The sequence below is a fragment of the Chryseobacterium sp. 7 genome (assembly GCF_003663845.1).
Lineage (GTDB): Bacteria > Bacteroidota > Bacteroidia > Flavobacteriales > Weeksellaceae > Chryseobacterium.
In genome coordinates this window covers 3080906-3105326 of the sequence record NZ_RCCA01000001.1, presented here as the reverse complement: position 1 = coordinate 3105326, position 24421 = coordinate 3080906, and the positions used below count along the sequence as shown (strand labels likewise).

Annotated in this window: 19 protein-coding genes; 10 read left to right on the top strand and 9 right to left on the bottom strand. The window is 35.8% G+C overall.

All coding sequences use genetic code 11. The features are described 5' to 3' along the window. Positions 1 to 11: 11 nt before the first annotated feature. On the bottom strand, positions 12 to 3914 hold the full coding sequence (gene porU, locus CLU97_RS14205) for a type IX secretion system sortase PorU (RefSeq protein ID WP_121488514.1): 3903 nt from the start codon (positions 3912 to 3914) through the stop codon (positions 12 to 14). A 164-nt stretch (positions 3915 to 4078) separates the two neighbouring features. Between porU and gldJ the strand changes: the two genes are divergently transcribed. Both gldJ and CLU97_RS14195 read left to right on the top strand, forming a co-directional pair. After that, the gene (gldJ, locus tag CLU97_RS14200; protein WP_121488513.1) at positions 4079 to 5680 is read left to right on the top strand and encodes a gliding motility lipoprotein GldJ; all 1602 of its coding nucleotides are present in this window, start codon (positions 4079 to 4081) and stop codon (positions 5678 to 5680) included. Positions 5681 to 5832: 152 nt separating this feature from the next. Further along, on the top strand, positions 5833 to 7104 hold the full coding sequence (locus CLU97_RS14195) for a UDP-N-acetylmuramoyl-tripeptide--D-alanyl-D-alanine ligase (protein WP_121489754.1): 1272 nt from the start codon (positions 5833 to 5835) through the stop codon (positions 7102 to 7104). A gap of 64 nt (positions 7105 to 7168) precedes the next feature. On the opposite strand, the gene CLU97_RS14190 is transcribed toward CLU97_RS14195, so the two are convergent. Continuing rightward, positions 7169 to 7786 carry an NUDIX hydrolase gene (locus CLU97_RS14190; RefSeq protein WP_121489753.1) on the bottom strand — a complete coding sequence of 206 codons (618 nt, stop codon included), beginning with the start codon at positions 7784 to 7786 and terminating at the stop codon, positions 7169 to 7171. 523 nt (positions 7787 to 8309) lie between these two features. Between CLU97_RS14190 and CLU97_RS14185 the strand changes: the two genes are divergently transcribed. Next, on the top strand, positions 8310 to 8699 hold the full coding sequence (locus CLU97_RS14185; RefSeq protein ID WP_121488512.1) for an SRPBCC family protein: 390 nt from the start codon (positions 8310 to 8312) through the stop codon (positions 8697 to 8699). Between the two features lie 48 nt (positions 8700 to 8747). Here CLU97_RS14185 and CLU97_RS14180 read toward each other — a convergent pair whose 3' ends face one another. From CLU97_RS14180 to mdlD, 4 genes are all read right to left on the bottom strand, one after another. Then, the gene (locus tag CLU97_RS14180; protein WP_121488511.1) at positions 8748 to 9791 is read right to left on the bottom strand and encodes an anhydro-N-acetylmuramic acid kinase; all 1044 of its coding nucleotides are present in this window, start codon (positions 9789 to 9791) and stop codon (positions 8748 to 8750) included. An 11-nt stretch (positions 9792 to 9802) separates the two neighbouring features. Further along, the gene (gene lptC / locus CLU97_RS14175) at positions 9803 to 10393 is read right to left on the bottom strand and encodes an LPS export ABC transporter periplasmic protein LptC (RefSeq protein ID WP_121488510.1); all 591 of its coding nucleotides are present in this window, start codon (positions 10391 to 10393) and stop codon (positions 9803 to 9805) included. 1 nt (position 10394) lies between these two features. After that, on the bottom strand, positions 10395 to 11708 hold the full coding sequence (locus CLU97_RS14170; protein WP_121488509.1) for a hypothetical protein: 1314 nt from the start codon (positions 11706 to 11708) through the stop codon (positions 10395 to 10397). A 196-nt stretch (positions 11709 to 11904) separates the two neighbouring features. Beyond that, entirely contained in the window at positions 11905 to 13224 is a 1320-nt protein-coding gene (gene mdlD, locus CLU97_RS14165) for an NAD(P)-dependent benzaldehyde dehydrogenase MdlD (RefSeq protein ID WP_121488508.1), read from the bottom strand. Positions 13225 to 13633: 409 nt separating this feature from the next. Between mdlD and CLU97_RS14160 the strand changes: the two genes are divergently transcribed. The 6 genes from CLU97_RS14160 (at position 13634) to CLU97_RS14135 (ending at position 21247) form a co-directional block, all read left to right on the top strand. Next, entirely contained in the window at positions 13634 to 14752 is a 1119-nt protein-coding gene (locus CLU97_RS14160; protein WP_121488507.1) for an ATP-binding protein, read from the top strand. A gap of 330 nt (positions 14753 to 15082) precedes the next feature. Next, complete coding sequence (locus tag CLU97_RS14155; protein ID WP_228437715.1) at positions 15083 to 15709, top strand: TetR/AcrR family transcriptional regulator; 627 nt, start codon at positions 15083 to 15085, stop codon at positions 15707 to 15709. Next, a complete protein-coding gene (locus tag CLU97_RS14150; protein WP_121488505.1) occupies positions 15693 to 17009 on the top strand; it encodes a TolC family protein in 1317 nt (438 codons plus the stop codon). The genes CLU97_RS14155 and CLU97_RS14150 overlap by 17 nt, the downstream gene beginning before the upstream one ends. Positions 17010 to 17025: 16 nt before the next feature. Beyond that, positions 17026 to 18129, top strand: a complete 1104-nt coding sequence (locus CLU97_RS14145; protein WP_121488504.1) for an HlyD family secretion protein — start codon at positions 17026 to 17028, stop codon at positions 18127 to 18129. Between the two features lie 141 nt (positions 18130 to 18270). After that, a complete protein-coding gene (locus CLU97_RS14140; RefSeq protein ID WP_121488503.1) occupies positions 18271 to 19848 on the top strand; it encodes a DHA2 family efflux MFS transporter permease subunit in 1578 nt (525 codons plus the stop codon). A 181-nt stretch (positions 19849 to 20029) separates the two neighbouring features. After that, entirely contained in the window at positions 20030 to 21247 is a 1218-nt protein-coding gene (locus CLU97_RS14135) for an IS4 family transposase (RefSeq protein WP_121488502.1), read from the top strand. Positions 21248 to 21517: 270 nt separating this feature from the next. Here the strand turns inward: CLU97_RS14135 and CLU97_RS14130 are convergent, their stop codons facing one another. Both CLU97_RS14130 and CLU97_RS14125 read right to left on the bottom strand, forming a co-directional pair. Beyond that, positions 21518 to 22531, bottom strand: coding sequence for a TQO small subunit DoxD (locus CLU97_RS14130; RefSeq protein ID WP_121488501.1), 1014 nt, complete (start codon positions 22529 to 22531; stop codon positions 21518 to 21520). Positions 22532 to 22584: 53 nt separating this feature from the next. After that, positions 22585 to 22941 carry a hypothetical protein gene (locus tag CLU97_RS14125; RefSeq protein WP_147436488.1) on the bottom strand — a complete coding sequence of 119 codons (357 nt, stop codon included), beginning with the start codon at positions 22939 to 22941 and terminating at the stop codon, positions 22585 to 22587. A gap of 231 nt (positions 22942 to 23172) precedes the next feature. On the opposite strand from CLU97_RS14125, the gene CLU97_RS14120 reads away from it, so the two are divergent. After that, positions 23173 to 23733: a DNA-3-methyladenine glycosylase I gene (locus CLU97_RS14120; RefSeq protein ID WP_121488499.1), complete on the top strand. Its 561-nt coding sequence runs from the start codon at positions 23173 to 23175 to the stop codon at positions 23731 to 23733. Between the two features lie 149 nt (positions 23734 to 23882). Here the strand turns inward: CLU97_RS14120 and CLU97_RS14115 are convergent, their stop codons facing one another. Next, positions 23883 to 24392 carry a hypothetical protein gene (locus tag CLU97_RS14115; protein WP_121488498.1) on the bottom strand — a complete coding sequence of 170 codons (510 nt, stop codon included), beginning with the start codon at positions 24390 to 24392 and terminating at the stop codon, positions 23883 to 23885. Positions 24393 to 24421: the final 29 nt, after the last annotated feature.

Sequence of the window (24421 nt, the reverse complement as noted above, 5' to 3'; positions counted from 1 at the left end):
GTATTATTTAATTATTTCAAAAGTACCATTTTTTCTACAGCTGTAGCACTTCCTTTGCATTTTTCTTGATTTTGACTTTTTGCAAATATCTTAAAAATATACGTACCTTTTGCTACTGTAGCACCAAAATCATCTCTTCCGTCCCATTCTATTGCCTGGCGAGGGGTTCTAAAGCCCTGTAGGAAAGGTTCTGCTACCACCGGCTGAGATAAAGTTCTTACCAATCTTCCGGTTATGGTGTAAATTTGTACGTTCACATCCAGAATATCATCACAATTGTGTTCAAACTGAATATAAGTTTTGTTTGTAAATGGATTTGGCCAGTTCAGCGGACGGTTAATTGTCAAATGTTGGTCAGATTCATCTTTAACTTCAAAGTTTAACGTAGCAGATGTAGAATTATTGTTTATGTCCCAAACTTTAAATGATAATTGGTGCTGACCCACTGCCAGATTTCTGAAAGGATAGGTTACATTCCCTTTTTGATAGTCGGCAAGACTAGGGTTTAAACATCCGTTTCCTTCTCCCGGAGCATAGAAATCATTCAACACAACAGTGTTGATAATCTGCCCGTCCAGATATACTGTAATATCATGACCTACTCCAGATCCGGTAGAGTTGATTCCTGTGTCATCGGTAAGACAGGCAAGAAGCATAGGATTCTGGTTGGTGATTCCACCATCTGCAAAGTTGGTATTATTCATGTATAGCTTTACTTTTGGAGGCTGGTTATCATTAATTCCGTTTGGATTGATGTCACCTACCTGTACCGTCTGATTATTAAAAACATCTGAGGCTTTGTTGTCTGCATAGGTTAAAATTCTCCCTTGGCCCACAGCATAGTTGATGTCTTTAGGAACATAGAATTCAGCAGTAAATACTCCGTTTACGGCAGTTCCTGCAGCTTTTACAATAGCACTTCCTTCTTCTGTATAATCTAATACAGGAGCCAGAGTACCATTGTTATTTAATGTTTTTTTATTTAATCTCTTGTCAAAAATATTAATGCTTACTTTTCCGTTGAAGGTATTGTTCAGCGTTCCGTTCGGATTATTGATATGTCCTTTTACTTTAACAAAATCCAATCCTCTTATCAGACCTGGAACCGGAGTTTCAATACCATCAATGATCAAAAGTCTTTGAGGTCTGCTCAGTTTCATAGCTGGGTCACCCAGAAAGTTTACCTTTAAGTGATTATTATTGGGACCCTTTTGTTTTTTCGCAATTAAATGAGCATTTCCTAAAGAATTAAAATCATCATTAGTTAGCTTAAATATATTTTGAGTAAATGTATTGCTAAAGTCACGTCCGTAATCTACTCCAATGGCACGGCTGGAGGTAATCATTGTGGACGCACCTCCTTGTTTCATTTTTAAAAACTGTTCTCCTACAGAGTTGGTTGACGGTTCATCCCACAGCGTGAATTCACATGTAATAGTAGATACGAATGGGAATCTGCTGTACACATTAGAGAAGTTATTGGCATTCTGAACCTCAGTACTCGTTAATACTCTTTCCTGTGCCCAACCGTTGATTCCTCCATGCCCGAAATAAAACAGGTACAAGCTGTTTCCTATTGCATTAGAAATAGCCTGGTTTACCTGTGGGTATCTTCGTCCTCCCGATGTACTCTGAGAAGGGAAGGCATCCATGTATAATTTTTTAACATTATATTCTTTAAGATCAGTCGAACCGGACTGTTCAAAGATACTGGCAAGAGAAGCGTTTATTACATTGTGGAAAGGGCTTCCTCCTTCATTATTATCATCCACCACAAAGTCAAGTCGCATACGCCAGTCTCCAAACGGGGTCGATTGTCCCTGAAGAGAATTATAATAAGCCAATGTTTTATTGATCATATCTCCGGCTTCGCTTACATTTGCCGCCGGGATTCTCCCCACCGGAAGATCAGGAAGATTGTTTTCAATTAATAATGTGGTTTGAGGCTTTGTCATTACAATATAATCATCCGTTACAAATGATGATACATAATCTGAAGACTGCTCACTCTGGTAGCTGGCAACAACGTTTGTATTGTTCGGAACCCTGTTTTTATAATCATATGAAGCGTCTCCCAGAATAAAAACATACTGAAGTCTCCCCAGAGGAGTATTCAGCTTGCTTACAAAATCTCTTATGGCAGTAAGGTCTTTACTTCCGCTTCCATATTCTTCATAGATCTTGTTAATGTCTACAATCTCTACCTTATAATTATGATTGGTCTGATGGTAATTGGCAATTCTCTGTGCCTGACCCATCATTTCCGGTACAGTAAGGATTAGGTAATCTACAGCCTGAATAGCAGAAAGATTCTGATTAGAAATTCTTCCCACATACTGTGGACTATAGGCTGCATCCGCACGGAAAGCCACAAATTCATTGTTGAAATTAAGATCAGCAGCGGTATAAGCAAAGTTGAATGAGCCTGCTCCGGCCTTATTCACTCTCCTGTTTACATTGGTAATATCTGTTACATCCCATACCTGTTCTATATTACCAGCATTACTAATACTGAAACCGTAGTCTGTATTACTTCCGCTCACGATAGAATAATCCCTGAAGTTCATCTGTGAACCATTGAAAGCAAGATTCTCTTTATACTGAATTTCCAGATAATCAAAATAGAAAGTTCCGTTAGGGTTCGTAGAAATATCAGGATTCAAAACTATTGTAAACTGATTCCCGGTAAGATTGGTAAGGCTTCCGGCAAAGGTTACAGGATAATAAATATATTGATAGCCTGAAGTATCTGTAGGGATGGTCTGTAATGGATTCGGAGTTAAATTATTGATTTTAAAACCAATCGTATTCTGTTGGGCATTATAACCCACCACCTGGGTTCTGTATCGTATAACATCATTAGCCTGTATAGGTGAATTGGTAGTAAATGTTATTGTTTTTTCATTAATGAAAGGGGTTTCCTCTACCCATGTTCTTCCTACCTTTAGCAGGTTTTTCTGATCTTTGTTGATAACCTGGTAATTATCATATCTTGTAATCAGCTGGGCGGGAAGAGTTGCGTCAACGGTGGGAATTCTTTTTCCTGCACCTTTATCAAAGTTAATATAATAGTAAGAAAAATCTTCATATATATTTTTGACATTATTGCTTCTTTCGCTGAACCGGGTATCCTTTCTCTTGAAACCATTTCCGTTGGAAGTATCATAAAGATTGTATCCATCCGGCCCCTGGGCATAGAAAAGAGCATAGTCATTGTCATTCCAAACACCATCGTCTTCACCTACTACCTGGATAGAGTTTTCCTGCAAAGCGCCATATCTCGCATCCTGATTGAACTCAGGAAGCATAAGTCCTCCGTTTCCATAAATCCTGAAATTTTTAGGGTTTACAGAAGCTGGATTAATTCCATTATCTTTTAAAAACTGTGAGGTAATTTTGAATACTCCGGATTTATCTACTTTTATTTTGTAGAAGTTTCCACTTGATAGCGGGTTTACGGTAGTTCCTATTTTATTAACAGCTCCTGTAGTATTTACAAATGCAGCTGCTTCTGTAACATTAAACGAAGATAATCTCTGAACACGGCCTTTTACATTTTTAAATAAAGCAATATTAATTCCGGCGTAGGTCTCTCCATCCAAATTATAATAGGAAACATCTGCCACGTCATAATCTGGAAGTCTGCCTTTATCCAGTTCAAATAAATCCTGATTGGAAACGTTTTCCCAGACAAGGTCTGTAATTTTCAGCTGCTTTTCTCCGATTTTTTGCTTGGTTGTTATAAAAACATTATTTTGGCTGAAAGAAAAACCCTCATTTTTAAAATTGGGAAGATTTAATTTTGTGTCACCAAAATCCTGTATTTTAGAACCATTCCATTCTATGGTGTTTCTTTGGGCGTAAAGTGTTGATGCAAAAGCGATTAAAGATAAAAGCGTAATTTTTCGTCTCATGTTTACTATTGAAATTGCTAAATTACAAAATAAATGAAAATTTTAGAATTAAATTGTGATACAATAAAATTAATTTGTTAACGTTTTTCAAAAAAATCAAATGTTTACTTGATTTATTGAATAATTTATTTTTTCTTTGTACTTTGAAAATATTTATATCGACTATGAAAAAACTAAAGTTGTTTTCATTAATAGCATTAAGTTCTACACTTGCATTAACCAGCTGTGGCGGATCAGGAACCAGCAAAGGTGGCGGTACCAAAAAATTTGTCAGTAAAACGGGTTGGAAACCAAACGAAAAACAAGGTTGGTTTTTTGCAGGAAAGCAACAAAAGCAGAAGGGGTGGCCTGGAATGGTATATGTAGAAGGTGGAACTTTTACAATGGGATTAGTGAAAGATGATGTTATGCACGATTGGAATAACACACCTCGCAGAATGCAGGTAAGTTCATTCTTTATCGGGGAAACAGAAATTACTAACTACGAATACCGTGAATACCTTACATGGTTGAAGTATGTATTTCCTCCAAGTGATCCTAGTTTTAAGGAGATCTATAACGGTGCTTTACCGGATACCTTATTATGGGACAACAAATTAGCAAGAAACGATTATAACGAAACGTATCTGCGTTCTCCGGAATTCGATTACTACCCAGTTGTAGGTGTTTCCTGGACTCAGGCAAACAGATACTGCGAATGGCTTTCAGATAGAGCGAATGAAAAAGCTTTAATGCAGGCTGGTATTATTGCTAAAGATTTATATATCAACGAATCCAACAACCAGGGTGGAACAGCATTCAATATGGATAAATTCAAATCGAATGATCCGGAAATGCAAGGATATATTAATGAAAAAAGAATGCAGCAAAAAACTGGTATGAAAACCACAAACCAGAGATTGCTTGCCGCTAACAGAGCTCCGAATTCTGCAATGGTACAGAAGTTCAGACTTCCTACAGAAGTAGAATGGGAATATGCAGCTCTTGGTATGGCTAAAAATAGAGAATACAACCAATACTTAGGTAAAAAACCAGAAATCGAAAGATTAAGAGGTACTAAAGGAAGAGATAGAGGAATGTTCCTTGAAAACTTCAAAATGGGTAAAGGTGACTATTCCGGTATTGCAGGATGGAAGAATGACGGATCTGCTCAGACTTCTGATGTAAGACAATACCCATCTAATGATTTAGGAATCTATGGTATGTACGGAAACGTTTCTGAATGGACGGCTGACGTTTACAGACCAATCATTGACGAAGATTACAACGATTTCAACTACTACAGAGGAAATATGCCTCAGGCAATCGTAAGAAACGGAGACGGTACTTACAAAATGATTGATGAAGGTACTATCAAATATGATACTTTGGCTGACGGAAGATTAGTGTATAAAGGTCTTCCTGGACAATTTGAAAGACAAACTATTGCAGACTACAGAAACTACAGAGATGGTGACAGACAGTCTTCTTTAGAATATTACAGAGCTTCTGATTCTGCTTCAGGGTTCGATATGTATAACGCTCCTAGAACGAGTTTTGTTGTAGATGGAACCGGTAGAGTAAAATTACAGAAAGATACCAAAGACAGAACTTCAGGAATTTCTAACGAGGTTAGAGTAGTGAAAGGAGGTTCTTGGCAGGATACAGCATATTGGCTGGATCCGGGACAAAGAAGATATAAAAATCAAAACAGAGCTTATGGATGGGTAGGATTCCGTGTTGCACAGGATGCCAGAACCAGCGATAAGAGTAGAACTAGAAGATAATATTTATCAAAAAATACTTATAAAAAACCTTCCGGACTTTCGGAAGGTTTTTTATTTTTGACTCATGAAATTGCTTTGGCTAAAAAGTCTAAAACACTTGTATGGATTTGGCGATTGCATGGGACTTCTTAAAAAAATATATATATTTCCACATGAATATAGAACAGTTTTATCCTTTATTTCTGCAGGCCGCAAAAGTGACCATCGACAGCAGAAAAATTGCAGAGAATGATATTTTCTTTGCCTTTTCCGGTGAAAATTTCAATGCAGCTACTTTAGCGGAAAAAGCCATTGATGATGGAGCTTTAGCCGTAATTGTTGAACTTCCGGAATTTGAAAACAGAGATAAAAATATCTTCTATGTTCCGTCTACCCTTGAGTTTCTGCAGAAGCTGTCTCTCTATCACAGAAGCAAGCTTACGATTCCCTTTATAGGGCTTACAGGAAGTAATGGGAAGACCACTACAAAAGAGCTGATTCATGCTGTTCTTTCAGAAAAATTTAATGTACAGTACACATTCGGGAACCTGAATAATCATATCGGAGTTCCTTTAACAATCCTTTCCATCAAACCGGAACACGAAATAGCTGTGATTGAAATGGGAGCTAACCATCAGAAAGAAATCGAATTTCTGTGTACCATTTCTCAGCCGGATTTTGGATATATTACCAATTTTGGGAAAGCTCATTTAGAAGGCTTCGGAGGTTTTGAAGGGGTGATTAAAGGGAAATCTGAGCTATATGCTTACCTTAAAAATAATAATAGAACTATTATTGTTAACGAAAATGATCCTATTCAGATTGAAAAAACTGAAAATTATACACCGAAGATTACTTTTGGAAAAGATACATCAGATTATAATTTTGAACCTTTTTCAGAAGAACATTTTGTAGGATTGACGTATCAGGGAGTAAAAGCAGTTACAAAACTCACAGGAGAATATAACTTCACGAATCTATGTGCTGCAGCCAGCTTAGGACTTCATTTTGGGATCAGTTTTGAAAAAATAAAACATGCTCTGGAGCAGTATACGCCTACCAATATGAGATCTCAGGTTGTGAAAAAAGAGGGTAGAACTCTGGTTTTGGATACGTATAATGCCAACCCAAGTTCTATGACAGCATCGTTAAACAATTTTATCAGTTTTGAAGGCAGTAAAACCATTATTATCGGGGATATGCTGGAATTGGGTGATGAAAGTGAAAAAGAGCATCAGAATATCTTAAAATTGGCTCAGGATCTTCATTTCAATGAGGTTATTACGGTTGGGAAACATTTTAAAGCAGTTAATTCTTCAGACCTTGCTTTTGAAAATACAGCAGAATTAACAGAATATTTAAAACAGAATAAAATTCAATCTGAAAACATATTGTTGAAAGGATCCAGAGGAATAGCTCTGGAGAAGCTGATCGACTTTGTGTAATAAAAAAAAGGCTGGAAGTTCTTCAATGTTAACTTCCAGCCTCCTTTCTTTATTCTTCCAACTTTTAGGATCCCAGTTTTTTTATTTCCCAGAATTCTTTTACGATCAGTTTTATATTTTTGAAAGTACTCGGAAAAACTTCATTTTCAATTTCTAAGGTTGTTTTCCAGGCTACTTCCGTAATGCCTTCTTCTATTTGCGGTTTAGAGGTATCTTCACCGTCAAAATTCATTTCAAACCAATGGGTGCATTTTAAAATTTTCTCACCGTTTCTTTCAATATAGATATGATAAGTGGTATTGATGAATTTTACGAGCTCAACATCACTAAGACCCGTTTCTTCTTCTATTTCTCTTACAGCAGATTCTTCTCTGGATTCTCCTTTTTCCATCTTGCCTTTCGGGAGATCCCATTTGCCGAGTCTTTTGATAAAAAGAATTTTACCTTCAGGATTATTCACCAGTCCTCCTGCCGCTTCTATAATTCTGAAAAGTTTTTGAAATTCCTGCCAGATTTCATCCAGATTGTCTCCATATACATTAAGTTCCTGCACAGAAGTATTTTCCAGAAGATCCAATGCTATTTCTAAAGTCGTGAAGCTTTCATACCTAAGCTCTTTTTCAAGATTTTCAGGATGTTTAGAGACTAACAGCTTTTTTTCGTTCACAAAAACTTTATACATCTTATATTGAGGTTTTAGCATTGATTATCAGTGATTTGTTGCTTTTTGAAACAATAAAAAAATGACTTTTCTACTATTTTTGATTACAATCACCCACAAATATATAAAATTGTCGTAAAACCTACCATTAAACGGAGGCTTATTTTATGTATTACTCCCGTAACCGGAAGGTCAATTTACTGATGGGAGATCTCTTTATTATATTTTAAATAGGACTATCATGAAATATTTTATAAACTTTTGTTAAAAGAATTCAGACTTTAAGATATTATTCTAAAAGCATTCTTTATTGGTGGGGGACCTTGTAGATTTTTTTTATAATTTTGTTATAGTGATAAACGGATATGTGCTGCTTTTCATCTTCTTTTCCGGATGGAAAATTACTTCAGCGTTTTCTATGTTTGATATTGTATGATCAGAAAATTATGTAGTAAATAAAATATTGGGTATCCGTTTGAAGTATTTATGTACAAAAACTTTATACATTTGTAAGAGTTAAGAATTTAATTATAAAAAATAAGAAATGAATTTAGAAGGACGAAAGATTATTGTCAATAAATCATCTAAAGAACTTAGCGAGCTGCTAAAATCTCCTGAGAATTATAAGGATTTTATGCCAGATGGTCTTCAGAAATTTGAAACCAGAGATAACGGATTTAAATTCGGGTTACAGGGAATGCCGGAAATCGCATTAAAAATAGACGAAGTGGATGACCAGAAAGCGGTTTTAAAATCTGCAAGCTCTAGTTTAGATTTCTCATTAACGGCAACTTTAAACCCAATTAATGATAACCAGACTGAAGTTCAGATGTTATTTGAAGGGAAATTCAATCCGTTCATCAAAATGATGGTAGAAAAGCCGTTACAGAATTTTATCAATACGCTTACCGATAAAATCGAAGCTTATAAATAACAAAGAAGACCTTCAATTTTGAAGGTCTTTTATTTTTATGAGTTGTTTTTATGCTATGACTCCGGAAGAATGATCATTGGTACTTCCCGTTGCAGAAGACAGTACATTCATCTCATTATTCATTCTGAGAACACCCATAAAAGCGAAGATTAGCGCTTCCTTATAATCAATAATCTTTTTTTCAGGGATAATGACCTCGGCTGTTGTCTTTGATCTTATTTTTTCAATTAAAAAAGAGTTGTAAGCACCTCCTCCGGTAACAAGAATATCCTTTATAGTATACTGATTGATCACATTGGCAATCTGTTGGGCTGTATGTTCTGTAAAAGTAGCAAGAGCATCCAGTGTTTGTATATTTTCAAGGGCTGGAAAAATATATTCATTACACCATTCTATTCCTAAGGATTTTGGATGTGGCTGATGATAGAAATCCAGTGCATTGAGTTTGCTCAGCAACGTTTCATTGATTTTTCCTTTTTCAGCCAGTTCTCCATTTTCATCGAAGTTTTTATCGAGTTTTTGGGCTAAATAATTTAAAACAATATTCACCGGAGCAATATCAAAAGCAATTCTTTTTCCGCCTGACTGTAAGGAAATATTGGAAAATCCACCAAGATTCAAACAAGCACTGTAGTTCGAGAAAAGCAATTCATCACCTATCGGAACCAGTGGAGCTCCATTTCCGTTCATCAGGACGTCCTGACTTCTGAAATCATAGATAATAGGTAATCCTGTTTCCAGTTTAATCGCTCTGCCATCACCAATCTGAAGGGTGAATTTTTTATTTGGCTGATGAAAAACCGTATGGCCATGAGATGCAACCAGGCTGATATTTTCAAGCTGATGCTGATCAACGAATTTTCTAATCTGCTGACCCAGATAAAAACCATATTCAGAATGTAATGCCAGTAAATCTTCAGCAGAAAGATGAATAGAGTTTCTAAGTTTGTTTTCCCAGTCTTTTGAATAGGGTAGGGTTTCTGCTTTCAGGATTTGAAAGACCCATTTATCCTGCTTTTCAAATTCAGCAAGACAAATATCTAAACCGTCCAGACTTGTTCCGGACATCAATCCAATCGCCAGAGCTTTCATTATTCTAGGAATTATTTTTTATTCTCAGAAATTCTTTTCGAACTGAAATCTCCTGAGTTGTTATAAAAGGTATATTCTGAAAAATCGTCTTTTGCTGTCATTCCATTAGCACCTACCAATGTAGAGCCATCTTCCATGGTGACATATACCGTATCTTTAGTATAAATTCTGTTCTTTTTTTGATCCCAGTAAATACTCTGCATAGCAAATCTCTGCCCTTCATTGGTTTTAATTCTTACATCACCTTTGGCTTCATAGAATTTTTTATATTCAAAAATGCGGGCATATTTAGCGGTAATGCTTCCGGGAACTTTGGGTTTCTTTTTATCAAAAAACTCAATGTCAATTCCTTTTCTGGCTACCACATATGGGCTGTCAATAAGCTCGTACTTTTCAATAATGGGGGCTTTGGCTTTTAAAGTAACAAAGCCGGAGTCGCGCTGTATAATATTAGCGTTGTTGATGATTTGTGAAGGGAAATTCTTGCTTTGGCTGCCATTTCTTTTGGTAAGATCCTCTTCACAGGATGTCAATATAAAAAATATAGCACAACTAAAAAGGCATGCTATATTTTTATATGATATTTTTTCTGAAAAATTCATTCTAGTTATAAAGAGTCTTTCTGAACCACTTATCAGCAAAATTAAAGCCGATTTTCAGATTAACAAAGTTCTGGTTGATCAGGTTGTTTTGAAGCGTTCCTCTTTTTCCAACTTCCAGTCCTATTTCAAGACCGCTCATTCTGGTGATACTGCTGTTTTTGAACGGAAGCATTACACCGGCAGAAATACCGAACTTATTGATGCTTGTTCCTTCCAGCTTAAGGTTTCCTCTTTCATAGAAAGCTCCGTATCTGTAGATTACCCTTGAGAAATAATTTCTGAAGTTGTTATAGTTAGGAAGGTACCATCCACCTGCAGAAATTCTGTAAGTATCCTGGAAATCGAAAGTTTTACCAAAATAAGAGATGTCTTCTCCTTTTTTATAATCCACCTGTCCTGAGAAGAACCAGTGGTTTTCACTTCCATATCCAACCCCTACGGATGCCTGGAACGGAAGAAGATTTTTAGATTTTGTCTGCTGCTGATCTATGATGGTTTCTGATCCGTCCACCTTAGTGGTTTCCTGAGCGTCAGAATATCTGTATGTACTGTTGATGTACTCAGTAGTCATGTTACTTGTGTTACCAAAAGTAGCTGTAGCTCCTACTGTGAATTTCTTATCAGTACGTGTATTTAAAGTCTGGTAGCTTGTACCAAGCGTAAAATTAAAGTTTCTTACTCTGTTCTTAGTCTGATAACCGTTTACATACTCATTATTGTAAGTACCGGTGGCAGCATTATAAGCACGGAATTCGTTAAGGTCACTAAGATCTCCAAAATAAAGGTTAGCTCTTGCCCCCACAGAAAGTTCCTGGTTAATTTTATAAGAAAGTGCTACCTGAGCAGTGTTCAACGTTCCACTTCCCTTAAAGTTATTTCTATAAAGAGGAGTTTTATCATCAGCAAGCTGTTCTGTTACGATATCGTAGCTTTTAGAGCTGTATGGCTGATAAGAGATTCCCATTTTTACTTTGGAAGATAACGGAAAAGCTAATGAAATACTGGAAAGATACGTAGAATGCTTTGTAGATTTCATATCGTTATAATTCGATTTGAAATAATTGTTTTCATTGGTAGCTTCCAGCCTGATACTCGTAAGTTCAAAATTGGCGTTATTTGCTGGGTTGGCAAAATTGAAACTACTGGTAAAATCACTAATAAAAGCGGTGGATATACCTCCCATAGAAGTAGTCTCGATCGTATTATCATATTTCACATCCCCAATTCCATAAGCTGCATATGGAGAGTTACTTAAACTCTGTGCATTAAGAAAATATCCAACTGATATGAATGATACTACAAAGATTTTTTTCATTCTTTATTTTTAAAATAATGCGCAAATATCTTAAATATTAATGAATTGTAAAAATTATATGTGGTTAAAGTTTGTTAAGGGCTTTTCTTTCCAAGAAAAATGCAAATTTTTACCCATAAAAATATCAATTCTATTTTACGAAAAAAGACTGTTCTATGATGAACAGTCTTAATTGATATCAAGTATATTGTTAAAATTATTTTACCTGAAGAACAGAACGGCTGTGACTGAAACATTCAAAGCTGAATTTCCCATGATATTTTCCCATTCCGGAAGTTCCTACACCTCCAAAAGGTAAATAATGTGAGCCTACGTGAATAATAGCACTATTGATCTCAGCATCTCCGCTTGTAGTATGGTCTAAAACATAATCTGCAAACTTCTGATCTTCTGAAAATACATAGAGTGCCAAAGGTTTTGGGCGGCTGTTGATCTCTTCCAAAGCTTCTTCAATATCATTATAGGTCATAATGGGAAGGATAGGCCCGAAGATCTCCTGCTGCATCACCTGATCATCCCAGGTAATATGATCCATTACAGTAGCTTCAAAATGACGCGTTTCAAGATCATAATTACCACCGTAGATCACTTTGTCCGGTGCTGCTTCCAGGTAACCTGCAAGATGTTTGATCTGATTCTGACTTACAATTTTTCCGATTTTTCCCAGGGAGTTTCCTTCGTAAGCAGTATCCAGATTAGCTTTGAACTTTTCAATAAACGCATCTTTTACAGATTCGTGAATATAAATATAGTCCGGAGCCACACAGGTTTGTCCGCAGTTGATCCATTTTCCGTAAGAAATTCTTGCCACCGCTTTATCCAGGTCAGCATCTTTGTGAACAATGGTTGGAGATTTTCCTCCAAGTTCCAGTGTAACAGGAATTAACTGTTCTGCGGCTGCTTTCATCACAATTTTCCCAACATTCGGGCTTCCCGTGAAGAAAATATAATCAAAAGGCAGGCTTAATAATAGGGTATTCTCTTCAATTGCTCCCTGAATAACGGATACATAAGATTCATCAAAAGATTCTTTTACAATATCTTCAAGAACCTGAGCAACGTGTGGAGTATTTTCAGAAGGTTTGATAATAGCTGTATTTCCAGAGATCAAAGCTCCGATAAGCGGACTGAATGTCAGCTGCACAGGATAGTTGAAAGGGCCTATAATATAAGTAACCCCGTAAGGCTGATACGTTATTTTACTTTCAACTTCAGCTCCTGACGGATGGGGTTTCGAAGGAACGGGCGTTGGTTTTGCCCATTCATCAATATTTTCCAGCATATCATCAAGCTCGCTGATCACAATTTGAATTTCTACATATTCCGCCTCTTTTCTGCTTTTGCCCAAATCAGTAGCTAATGCTTCACAAAGTGCATCCGTATGCTGTAAAAAAACTTCACGGAATTTTCTTAACTGCGCTTTTCGGAATTCAATATCTTTTGTCTGATTGGTTTTGAAAAAGGCTTTCTGCTGTTGAAAGATGCCCTTGATTTTTTGTTCCAGGTCTTTATCCATTGGTTTACGATTTAATATTTGAAATTGGTGTGAAACGGTAATGAATTTACGAAAATTTTCACGGGGTAAATTTATTGTATAAAATTAAATTTTGCGCAATTTAATTTTAGATTTTATTCTAATTCTATTATTGATGTTTCCTATAATATGGCAGGTATGGATTTGTTTTTAAACTTTTATTTTGAACCATTAAGATTGTATGAAGGTTTTAAGATAAGCTTTGCTTTAAGCTTAAAAATCAGAATGATTTATCTTAACTACACTTTATTTCTTAACTCCCTCTTAAGGGTTTAATATATATTCTATTTATATAAGTTTAAACAACATTCAAAATGTAAGATCTATATTTTTATCCATTTTAAGCCTACTTAATTTTATGAAATGAAATAAGATTTTTTATCTTTGAAACATGAATTGGGAGAACATCGCCGGACAGACAAATCTGAAAAAACTTCTTAGAGAAAGCATTGCCGAAAACAGAGTGAGCCATGCCCAACTTTTTGTAGGAAAAGAGGGATACGGAACACTTCCTATGGTTTTGGCATATGCCAAAGAGATTCTCAGACGGGAAAACGAACATGCTGCAGCGAAAGTAGAACATCTCAATCACCTGGATCTGCATTTCAGCTTCCCCGTTTTTACAGATAATAAAAACTCTTTAAGCAAGAATAAATTTGATGAGTTTAGAGAAATGATAATGGCTTCTCCTTATGCGAGCTATGATGACTGGACTGCTTTTTTAGAGTCAGAAAATAAACAATTGTTTATTTCTGCTGATGAAATTGACGATCAAAACCAGAAATTTTCTTTAAAAAGTTATGAAGGTGGAACCAAAATTCTGATTGTCTGGAGAGCAGACAAAATGAATATTGCGGCCTCCAACAAATTTTTGAAATTTTTAGAAGAGCCACCTGCCAAGACCATTATTCTTCTTACGGCAGAAAGTACCAATGATATTCTTCCTACCATTCTTTCCAGAGCGCAGATTGTGGAGATCCCGAGAATTAATGATGAAGATATTGAGAATCATCTCAAAAAGCACTTTTCCGTTTCAGAAGAGAAAGTGAAAGAAATCGTTCATGAAGCGCAGGGAGATCTTAACGATGCTATAAAACTGTTGAATTCCGGAGACAAAAGCAATGAATTCGAAAAGCTTTTTGTACAGTGGGTGAGGGATGCATTTATGGTAAAAAAGAAACCGGAATACCTCAGAAGTATTATTGTATGGGCAAGAGAAATTGCAGGCTGGAACAGGGAAAAGCAGAAAAACTTCCTGAACTACTGTTCTGAAATTTTCAGGCTGGCACTTCTTCAGAATTATCAGTCCGAGAATCTGGTATATAAAAAAATAGATGCCAACGGATTCAATTGGACTGGATTTTCCAGATTTATCAGTGGAGCTAATATTGAAAGTATTTTAGAAGAAATCAATACAGCAGATCTTCACCTTACCCGAAACGGAAATCCTAAAATTGTCTGGACAGATTTGGGAATAAAACTATCAAGATATATTCACAAAAGCACATAAAATAAAGCTCCGGTTACAACCGGAGTTTTTCTTTTTTATCGTCAGAAGGTTATCATATTGTGTTCACTTTTACTCTTTTTTTACGTATGCCTTAATTTTAAATTGATATAAAACCAATATTTTGGTTTAGAAGTTTTCCCCAAATATTAAATGAATATGAACCTTTGTTAAGGTTTATTATAGTAAAAATGGCCTTTCCTGCGGTTTCAGCATCTATTATAGAAAACGTCTTTTCTTTACGATAAATTAAATCTATATTAAAAAATCAATCAATCGTTTGATTTGAATCAAAACTTATGTACATTTGCGCCCTGAAAAATGAACACTAACATGATTTCAAAAGAAGAAAATATATTGTTCGCAGCCGAGCAGCTTTTTGCGGAAAAGGGATTCGAAGGAACTTCCACCCGTGAAATTGCAAAAGAAGCGAATGTAAATATCTCTATGATCTCATATTACTTTGGCTCTAAGGAAAAACTTTATGAGAAATTAGTGGAATACAGAATGAATGAAGGTCAGTTTTTTTCAAAAGACCTTTTGGGAAGAACCGACCTCAATGAATGGGAGAAAATTGAAAAAGTAATTGATCAGTTTTCTAACAAGATCAGAACTCAAAAATGCTTTTACAGGATTATGCAGAGAGAGCAGCTGCATACCCAAAATCCTCAGATTGTAGAATTTTTGAAGCAAATAAAAATGGGATTTCTTTCTATGTATTCTCAAATACTGGAAAGCGGTCTTAAAAATGGAATTTTCACCAAAAATCCACCTATTTATCTGCTTCATTCCACGGTAAGCGGAACTCTATTTTATGCATTCAATGCGAAAGAAATGTATAAAGAATTCCTGAAAGAAACAGAGGATGAGGAAGCTTTTGATGAAAGATATTATACAGAACTTAATAAACACATTAAATATTTACTAAAAGACCTTTTAGGTTATGAAGAGAATAAATAACTCAGTGATTGCATTATCACTATTCGTAGGAATAGCAAATGCAAATGCTCAGGAGAAAAAAACACTTTCTCTTGACGAAGCTGTGCAGCTGGGAATCCAGAACAGCAAGAATCTCAAGATCGATGCAGCCAAGATCGAAGAGGCTACAGCTGATCTTTTGGAAGCGAAAAACAGACAGTTACCGGAATTAAAAGTATCCGGAAGCTATATGTACCTTCCGATAAAACCGAATGTTGATATCAAACTTCCAGGTCTTTCAGGCGGCGGAGGAGCTCCGGAAGTACATCAGGTGGTGTATGGTTCAGCCAATCTTAGTGTTCCCATCTATAGCGGCGGAAGAATAAAATACGGAATTCAATCGGCTAAATATCTGGTAGAAGCTTCTAAGCTGAGCACTGAAAATGACAAAATTGCCATTGCTTATAATGTGGCTCAGGCTTATAATAACTTATTCAAAGCAAATCAGTCTATTAAGGTTTTTGAAGAAAATCTTACTGCATCTCAAAAAAGAGATGAAACTTTCCTTAAAATGGAAAACAATGGTTTGATTGCAAGAAATGACAGATTAAAAGCAAACCTTCAGACTTCAAATATTGAACTTCAATTGTTGGAAGCTAAGAATAACTACAATATTGCGAACATCAATATGGATTTATTACTAGGACTTCCTGAAACTACAGAACTTACAGTAGATGAAAACTATATTGAAGAAGGATCAGATGTAAAGCCTGTTGACTTTTATGTTTCTGAAGCCAGAGAAAACCGTAAGGATTTACAGGCTTTGGCTCAGCAGAGAAAAGCAGCGGAACTGGGATCAAAAGCTGCGAAAGCAGAAAATCTTCCTTCCATTGCATTTACAGGAGGGTATGTAGCGGCAGATATTCCTAAATTTCTTACAGTATACAATGCTATTAATGTAGGAATCGGAGTTTCTTATAATTTATCTAACCTGTGGAAAGAAAATTCTTCATTGAGACAATCTCAGGCAAGAGAAAAACAGCTTGCAGCAACCGATGAGTTATTGAATGACAATATTAAGCTTGATGTAAACAGAGAATACCAGAACACAGACTATTCAAAAAAGAGAATTGCTGTTTTCGAAAAATCTGCTGAGCAGGCAAATGAAAATTACAGAATTACAAAAAATAAATACGATAACGGTCTTGCAACCATGACAGAATTATTGGATGCAGATGCAGCTCAGATTGCTGCAAACGTAGGCGTGATCAATGCTAAGGCAGATGCTGCACTGGCATACAGAAAACTATTACAGACAACAGGAACTTTAACAATTAAATAATCAGATCGAAACCAAAATGGAAAATAATAATACACAGGCAGCTGAACCTAAAAAGAAAAAAAGTTTAGTTTTTCCTATCATTTTAGCGGCAGTAGTAATCGGAGGAGGTATCTACGGTTACAGAGCCTTTACTTACGGACAATATCATGAAGAGACAGACGATGCTCAGATTGCTTCCAATATGGCACCTGTAATTTCTAAAATCTCTGGATATGTAGCTCAGGTAAAAGTAAAAGACAACCAGTTTGTAAAGAAAGGAGATACTTTGGTGATTTTGGATAACAGAGATCAGAAAATGGCTCTTGACCAGGCTCAGGCAGCATTATCTACCGCTAAAAGTAATATCTCTAATGCAGAAGCTACTACAACGGCTACTTCAAAAAATATCGGTTCTTCAGAAGCAGCAGTAGTTACGGCTAATGCTCAGATAGAAGCAGCAAAAGTAAATGTTTGGAAAACTTCTCAGGATTTGAAAAGATATGCTAATCTTGTAAAAGACCATTCTATTACAGAACAGCAGTACGAGCAGGCTTTAGCTGCAAAACAATCTGCAGACAGACAGCTACAGGTTTTAGTTGACCAGAGAAACCAAATTGCTCAGCAAACTCATATTGCATCTTCTCAAACAGCTGCAAGTTCACAACAAATCAGTGTTGCAGGATCTGTAGCTAAACAAAGAGAAGTAGATGTAGAAAATGCAAAATTGAACTTATCATATACCGTAATCCTTGCGCCAGAAGACGGTTACGTAGGAAAAGTACCTACACAGGCAGGTCAGTACCTACAGGCAGGAGCACAGTTATTTGCTTTGGTTAAAAACGATCAGAAATGGGTTGTGGCTAACTTTAAGGAAACTCAGGTAGACAAAATGGTAGAAGGACAAAAAGTGAAAATTGAGATTGATGCGTTCCCTGATCAGGAATTTGAAGGAGTAGTAAGTTCATTCTCTCCAGCTACAGGAGCTACTTTCTCTATTCTTCCTCCGGATAATGCCAGCGGTAACTTCGTAAAAGTAGTTCAGAGACTTCCTATAAAAATCGATTTTGTAAATCTTGATAAAAATATTGCAAAAAGATTAAGAACAGGAATGAACGTGAAGGCAGAAGTTGCATTGAAATAACATTTAAAACTGTTAAAAGTCAATGAACTTCGTTGTCAATAGTGAATCAGCTTTGCTATCAATTAAAATGAGAAGCTTTAAAATTCATCATTCACTTGTGAAACAAAATTCACCATTGACTTTTAACATAGAAAAAAACTTATGCAAGATTCATTAGTAGAATATGGAGCGCGTAGAGTGATCATTACGATTACTGCTATCCTTTGTGCCCTTCTTGAAATTGTAGACTCCACGATTGTAAATGTTGCCTTGAATGAAATGAAGGGGAATCTTGGATCTACACTTTCAGAAGTGGGTTGGGTAATTACGGCTTATGCCATTGGTAACGTAATTATAGTACCAATGACGAGCTGGCTTTCCCAGCAGTTTGGGCGTAGAAATTACTTTGCGGCATCCATCATTATATTTACCATATTTTCATTTTTATGTGGAAATGCGACCAATATCTGGGAACTCGTATTCTTCAGATTGATGCAGGGAATCGGTGGAGGAGCCTTATTGGTAACTTCACAAACGATCATTACGGAATCTTATCCGATTGAAAAAAGAAGCATGGCTCAGGCTATTTATGGTCTGGGAGTAATTATTGGTCCAACATTAGGTCCGCCTCTTGGAGGATATATCGTTGACAATTTCAGCTGGCCATATATTTTCTATATTAATATTCCGATTGGAATTGCAGCAACCTTGATGACACTGCAGTTTGTAAGAAGTCCGAAATATGCTGAAAAACGTAAAGTCTCGGATGTGGACTGGGTTGGAATTGGTTTACTGGCAGTAACAGTAGGTTCATTACAGTTCATTCTTGAAAGAGGTCATGAAGAAGACTGGTTTGCCAGCGGAATGATTGTAGCGTTTACAGTAGCTGCTGTTTTAGGATTTATATTATTCCTTTGGAGGGAACTTACCTTTAAATACCCGATAGTTGAGCTCAGGGTGCTTAAAAACAGTAACCTGAGAATTGGAACCATGATGTCTTTCGTACTTGGATTTGGACTTTATGGCTCTACATTCATCGTTCCGTTGTATACCCAGAGTATCTTGGGATGGACGGCGCTTCAATCCGGAGCACTGATGATTCCGGCAGCGTTAACGACAGCTTTCATGATGCCTATTATCGGAAGACTATTGGCAAAAGGAGCAAAACAGCAAATTCTGGTTTCATTAGGACTTTTCATCTTCTTTGTGTATAGCTTCTGGGGATATAAAATTCTGACACCAGACACCAGCAAAGAAGCCTTTTTCTGGATGCTTATCGTGAGAGGAGCAGGTTTAGGATTACTGTTTATTCCAATTACTTCTTTATCTTTAAGTACTTTGAAGGGACAGGAGATTGGTCAGGGAGCAGCCTTTACAGGGATGATGAGACAGCTGGGAGGATCTTTCGGGATTGCAGCCATCACAACCTTTATTGCTAACGCTGGTCAGAAATACAGGAATAATCTTATATCCCATCTGGACGAAAACAGCTTTGATGTACAACAAAGGCTCGCAGCTCTTAAAGCCAGTTTTGTAGCAAAAGGAATGACACCTGACGCCGCAATGAATGCCGCTTATAAAATGCTTGACCTATCTGTAACGAAACAGGCCACTGTTTTATCTTATATGGATGTATTTCTTTACCTTGGGATCATATTCCTGATATGTATTCCGTTTATCTTACTCGTAAAAGAAAGAAAGAGCAAAGAAAAAATAGATTTGAGTGAAGCCATGCACTAAATTTTAAATATCAGTAAAAGCGGACTTTAGTCTAGTCATGGTCGGAAGATTTTTTCTTCCGACTTTTTGTTTTTAGATATTCAATATTATTATTGTAATTAATTGATTATCAACTATTTAATTTGTTTTATTGTTTCATTTTTTCATTTTTTGTATCTTTATTGCTGATAATCAATTGTTTATGTCAGTTTTTAAAGATCACAAAATATCACTTAAAGATGTTTTAGAATTTATTCCCGAAGCACTTTTAAGTCACCTTTCCGCAAGTACAAAAGTGGATTATTATAGTAAAGTTTTGCATGGAAGAAAAATATTCTACCTGCTTTTGTATTGCATATTTGATAATGAAAAATTAAGTCAAAGAACACTCGAAGATACTTTTAATAGCAGTGGATTCAAAGCGTTATTTGGCTTAGGGGAAGAGGAAAAGATTCGAAGGAGTTCAATTTCTGAGAGGCTTTCAAAAATTGATTCCAATTATTTCCTAGAAATCTACGAACAGATGTACGAAAGATTTTCGGAACTTTATTCCAAGACAGAAATCGAAAAATACAACTTAATCAGAGTTGACAGTACCATTGTAGCTGATACATGTAACAAGCTTAAAGAAGGAATTGATCAGAAAAGTGGAAAAAAATTAGTGAAATTCAGTTTTTCATTTGACGGAATTTTGCCATCAGCGGTAGATGTTTTTACGGGGCAAAAATACTCAACAGAAGATAATGCTCTTGCCCAGGCTGTTCTGAACCAGGTGAAAAAAGAAGATCATCATGATAATATTTATATCATAGACAGAGGGATCCAGTCTACAAGAACGATGAAAGATTTTGAAGAAAAGCTTCTGAAATTTATTATCCGTTCCAAAGAAAACAGGAAATATGAAGAGATTGAATCTTTTATTAAAACAGAACCCCCAATAAAATGGGATGATTGGGGAGTTATTAAAGACAGCAAAGTGAAGCTTTACACCGGAAAACCCATCCAAAACAAACGGGGAAATATTCATCATCGTGAAGAAAAAGTAGAAACATATTTTCGGTTGATCGTTATCAAAAATGAAAAAACAGCTAAAGAATTTTGGTTCATAACCAACGAATTTGAACTTTCTGCCAAAGAAATATCGGATTATTACCGTAAAAGATGGGATATTGAGGTATTCTTCAGATTTATGAAACAAGAGTTGAATTTAAGCCATCTTGTTTCGCTCAATAAAAACGGAATTGAAGTAATGCTCTACATGACAATGATTGCTTCTATGCTGCTCTTGATTTACAAAAAAGTAAACAATTTAGGATATAAAACAGCTAAAAGACGCATCGCTATGGAACTTCGGGATATGATTACCGCAATTTTAATAATATTTGCGGGGGGGGATCCTGCAAAAGTCTTCAAAACTTAAAACATAAAAAATGGTCGGAAATTTCTTCCGACCATGACTAGACTTTAGTCCGCTTTTTTGTATTTGTATAAATAAAATGGGCTTTAGCCCATTCACAAAAGAGCAATATCTTCCCACCGGCTTCAGCCAAAACATAAAATCTCACACACGTTAACGAAAACCTTATCAAAAATATCAGCGCTATTCAATTTTATCGGAGATAAAATCTTTGTGCCTTATAATACATTCATACAAAACTTTCCGCACTTTTGCGTACATCAGCAAAATATTTTATTCAATTCTCTCTATCCATTCAATACCACTTACATCAATCAGTTTTAGTGTATAAATTTCACTTATTTGAAACATATTATCAATGTCAAGAGTGACATCAGCTTTTGCTCCCAGCGGAATTATTAAACTGTGTTTCCCAGGTTTTACTTTAGCAACATAATGATTGTGTATATTTTCTTTTGGAATTCCGGCGAGTTCTTTATAATCAAATTCCTTCAAAATCTTTCCGTTTTTGTCCAGAATATGGATTCCTATTAGGAAAGATCCGTACACATCAGCACCTTCTGTTCTGTACACTTGAAATTTTAGATCCGAATTATCATGAGAAATTATTGAAATCTCCAGTTTTGGTTTTACGGATTTATTATGCAGCGTTCCCCATACTCCTCCATGAAAATATTGATTGGTAAAAAGCGTTAATCCAAATATGATCAATGAACCTGCCAGTACAAAAATCTTTGGTTTTGAAATAGGAAAACTTCCGGAACCCAACCACTGAAACCATCTTTTTTGCGTGAAACTTTTATTATTTTTCATGAAATAATAATCTATTGAATAAAAGCTGCTTCCCGTAAGAAAAAGCACAAATCCGCCTGAAACCCCTAAAACCCCTATCTGCCATTCATCCAGACAGGTTGTTCCCAGCCAGCCGGAACCCAATAAAATTCCGAGAGCAAGACTTAAAATTCCGATACTCATCAAACGGGTAAATAATCCGAAAATAATGAATACCCCAACAAAGGCTTCAATAATGGTGAAAGCCATCATGGATTGTTGTAATGCATCAGGATGGGTAACCAGATATTCAATAATAGGCTTTATACCAAGGGCATTGGGTAAAAAATGATTGAATTTTTCTCCGATATAACCCTGTTCATCGGGAATAAGCTTGTTTTCGAGGATAAGCCGGCGCCAGAATGCTGAAAAGTAAGTCCATCCGATAACCATCCGGAGGGATAAAGTATATAATCCAGCCATATCCGAAGACGGGCTGTTTTTGATATTTTTCATTGAAATTAATATTATATTGTAAAAAACTGATTTTTAATGAGGCTTAAAAATTTTTAAACCAGATTAAGCTTCAGCCTTTTAAATAAAATATATTTCGGAGGGCTGTTCCCTGTAGAATGCCCTGAATACTTGTTGAGGAAAATCTTCTCTTCAAAAGGGTTTTCGATAGTTGAATAAAAATTGTAAAAAGAATCTTTGTATAGGCTCTGAACTTTATTTTTTGATACCGAAATTCCTGAAGAAGCTGATGCAGCATCACAACTGAAGGATAGGGAAGAGGTTATTTTCACCTTATTCAGACCACTGATGTACTGAATGTCAAAAATATCAAGAACATTTCTTTTTACAGAACACGGAGACAACGAAAATACCAATATAAGCATCGTAATGATGGCTTTATAGGTTTTCATATGGGCTCTTGAATTAGGCATTACTACAAAACTACACTTTATTTCCTGATAGAAGTTAAAAGGTGAGCCAATATTTCTACTATTATTTATGAAATTTACCTGACTGGTATTCACTTCTGAACATTATGATTAAATTTAAAAAATTAAAAATCACTACTGACGGACAGTTGTCACAGTTCTGATTTATCTTTACCCATCGAAAGTCTTACATAAAAACAGAAAAATATTGAAATGAGTTATTGTTTAGCAATAGAAGGAATGCAGCCTGAAAGCAGAAAAGAACTGCACAAAAATTATCATGACAATTATTATGGATTTCCCATTCATGATGATAATGAATTGTTTGGGAGACTTATTCTTGAAATCAACCAAGCAGGACTGAGCTGGGAAACAGTTCTGAAAAAGGAAGACAGCTTCAGAAAGGCATATGATCATTTTGATATTCAGAAAATAGCAGCTTATACGGAAGAAGACCGCGAGAGATTATTGAGTGATCCGGGAATTATCAGGAATAAATTAAAGGTGAATGCTGCAATAGAAAATGCAAAAACAATCATTGAACTCCAAAAGGAATTTGGATCCTTTGAACAGTGGCTGGAATATCATCACCCAATGACTTTGCAGGAATGGATGAAGCTATTCAAAAAAACATTCAAATTCACAGGTGGAGAAATTGTCAATGAATTTCTTATGAGTACAGGATATCTGAAAGGCGCTCATCATGAAACCTGCCCGATTCACTCCAAGGTATTGGCTCAAAAACCTTTGTGGCAAAAGGTTGAGGGGAAATAGAATAAGGATTATTCTTCAATTAATAAGTCTTGATTCCTACCTTTAGATTTTTATCTGAAATAAATCTAAAGATAGGAATCTCAGCTTTTTATACTCATTACTCTGTCAGAAAGCCTCAGAACAAAGAAATTGTATAAAGTGATGCTATTTTATTTCATGCTTCTTATCGAAACATCCGGTTTTTCACCTTGTGGAACAATGAAAATAGCATTATCAGTAATTGTATCCCCCGGATCAAAATAATAACTACCGGTTACAGGAATGGTACTGGTAATGAATTTCCCGGATTTATCGTAAGCAGAATAGGTAACATTCACCATTTGTGCCTTCATTTTTAATTCTATCTTTTTAGAAGTCAGTCTGGCTCCGGTTGCATTAATGCAGTCCAGTTCTACAAGGCCTATATTGCTTACAATTTGAGGAAAAGCAGCCAATCTGATGTTGTATGCTTTATCTGAATTATTTTTTACGGATGCAGACACTTTATAGCGGTCATAGGATTTTCCGCCGGATTCTATACTTTCTTTATTGAGAATATTAAAAGTAACAGCCATCCCGTTTACATCAACAGTCTGGCCATCAGAAATTTTTTGTGCATGTATGCTTATTCCTAAGAAGATAAATACAGGGAACAATAGTAAAGAGGTTAGGTTTTTCATAGTATTGGTTTGTGTATTTAAAGATAATT

Bases quoted from the DNA above. Each gene is read 5' to 3' on its own strand.
- porU (WP_121488514.1), bottom strand. From the start codon at position 3,914: ATGAGACGAAAAATTACGCTTTTATCTTTAATCGCTTTTGCATCAACA.
- gldJ (WP_121488513.1), top strand. From the start codon at position 4,079: ATGAAAAAACTAAAGTTGTTTTCATTAATAGCATTAAGTTCTACACTT.
- CLU97_RS14195 (WP_121489754.1), top strand. From the start codon at position 5,833: ATGAATATAGAACAGTTTTATCCTTTATTTCTGCAGGCCGCAAAAGTG.
- CLU97_RS14190 (WP_121489753.1), bottom strand. From the start codon at position 7,786: ATGTATAAAGTTTTTGTGAACGAAAAAAAGCTGTTAGTCTCTAAACAT.
- CLU97_RS14185 (WP_121488512.1), top strand. From the start codon at position 8,310: ATGAATTTAGAAGGACGAAAGATTATTGTCAATAAATCATCTAAAGAA.
- CLU97_RS14180 (WP_121488511.1), bottom strand. From the start codon at position 9,791: ATGAAAGCTCTGGCGATTGGATTGATGTCCGGAACAAGTCTGGACGGT.
- lptC (WP_121488510.1), bottom strand. From the start codon at position 10,393: ATGAATTTTTCAGAAAAAATATCATATAAAAATATAGCATGCCTTTTT.
- CLU97_RS14170 (WP_121488509.1), bottom strand. From the start codon at position 11,708: ATGAAAAAAATCTTTGTAGTATCATTCATATCAGTTGGATATTTTCTT.
- mdlD (WP_121488508.1), bottom strand. From the start codon at position 13,224: ATGGATAAAGACCTGGAACAAAAAATCAAGGGCATCTTTCAACAGCAG.
- CLU97_RS14160 (WP_121488507.1), top strand. From the start codon at position 13,634: ATGAATTGGGAGAACATCGCCGGACAGACAAATCTGAAAAAACTTCTT.
- CLU97_RS14155 (WP_228437715.1), top strand. From the start codon at position 15,083: ATGATTTCAAAAGAAGAAAATATATTGTTCGCAGCCGAGCAGCTTTTT.
- CLU97_RS14150 (WP_121488505.1), top strand. From the start codon at position 15,693: ATGAAGAGAATAAATAACTCAGTGATTGCATTATCACTATTCGTAGGA.
- CLU97_RS14145 (WP_121488504.1), top strand. From the start codon at position 17,026: ATGGAAAATAATAATACACAGGCAGCTGAACCTAAAAAGAAAAAAAGT.
- CLU97_RS14140 (WP_121488503.1), top strand. From the start codon at position 18,271: ATGCAAGATTCATTAGTAGAATATGGAGCGCGTAGAGTGATCATTACG.
- CLU97_RS14135 (WP_121488502.1), top strand. From the start codon at position 20,030: ATGTCAGTTTTTAAAGATCACAAAATATCACTTAAAGATGTTTTAGAA.
- CLU97_RS14130 (WP_121488501.1), bottom strand. From the start codon at position 22,531: ATGAAAAATATCAAAAACAGCCCGTCTTCGGATATGGCTGGATTATAT.
- CLU97_RS14125 (WP_147436488.1), bottom strand. From the start codon at position 22,941: ATGAAAACCTATAAAGCCATCATTACGATGCTTATATTGGTATTTTCG.
- CLU97_RS14120 (WP_121488499.1), top strand. From the start codon at position 23,173: ATGAGTTATTGTTTAGCAATAGAAGGAATGCAGCCTGAAAGCAGAAAA.
- CLU97_RS14115 (WP_121488498.1), bottom strand. From the start codon at position 24,392: ATGAAAAACCTAACCTCTTTACTATTGTTCCCTGTATTTATCTTCTTA.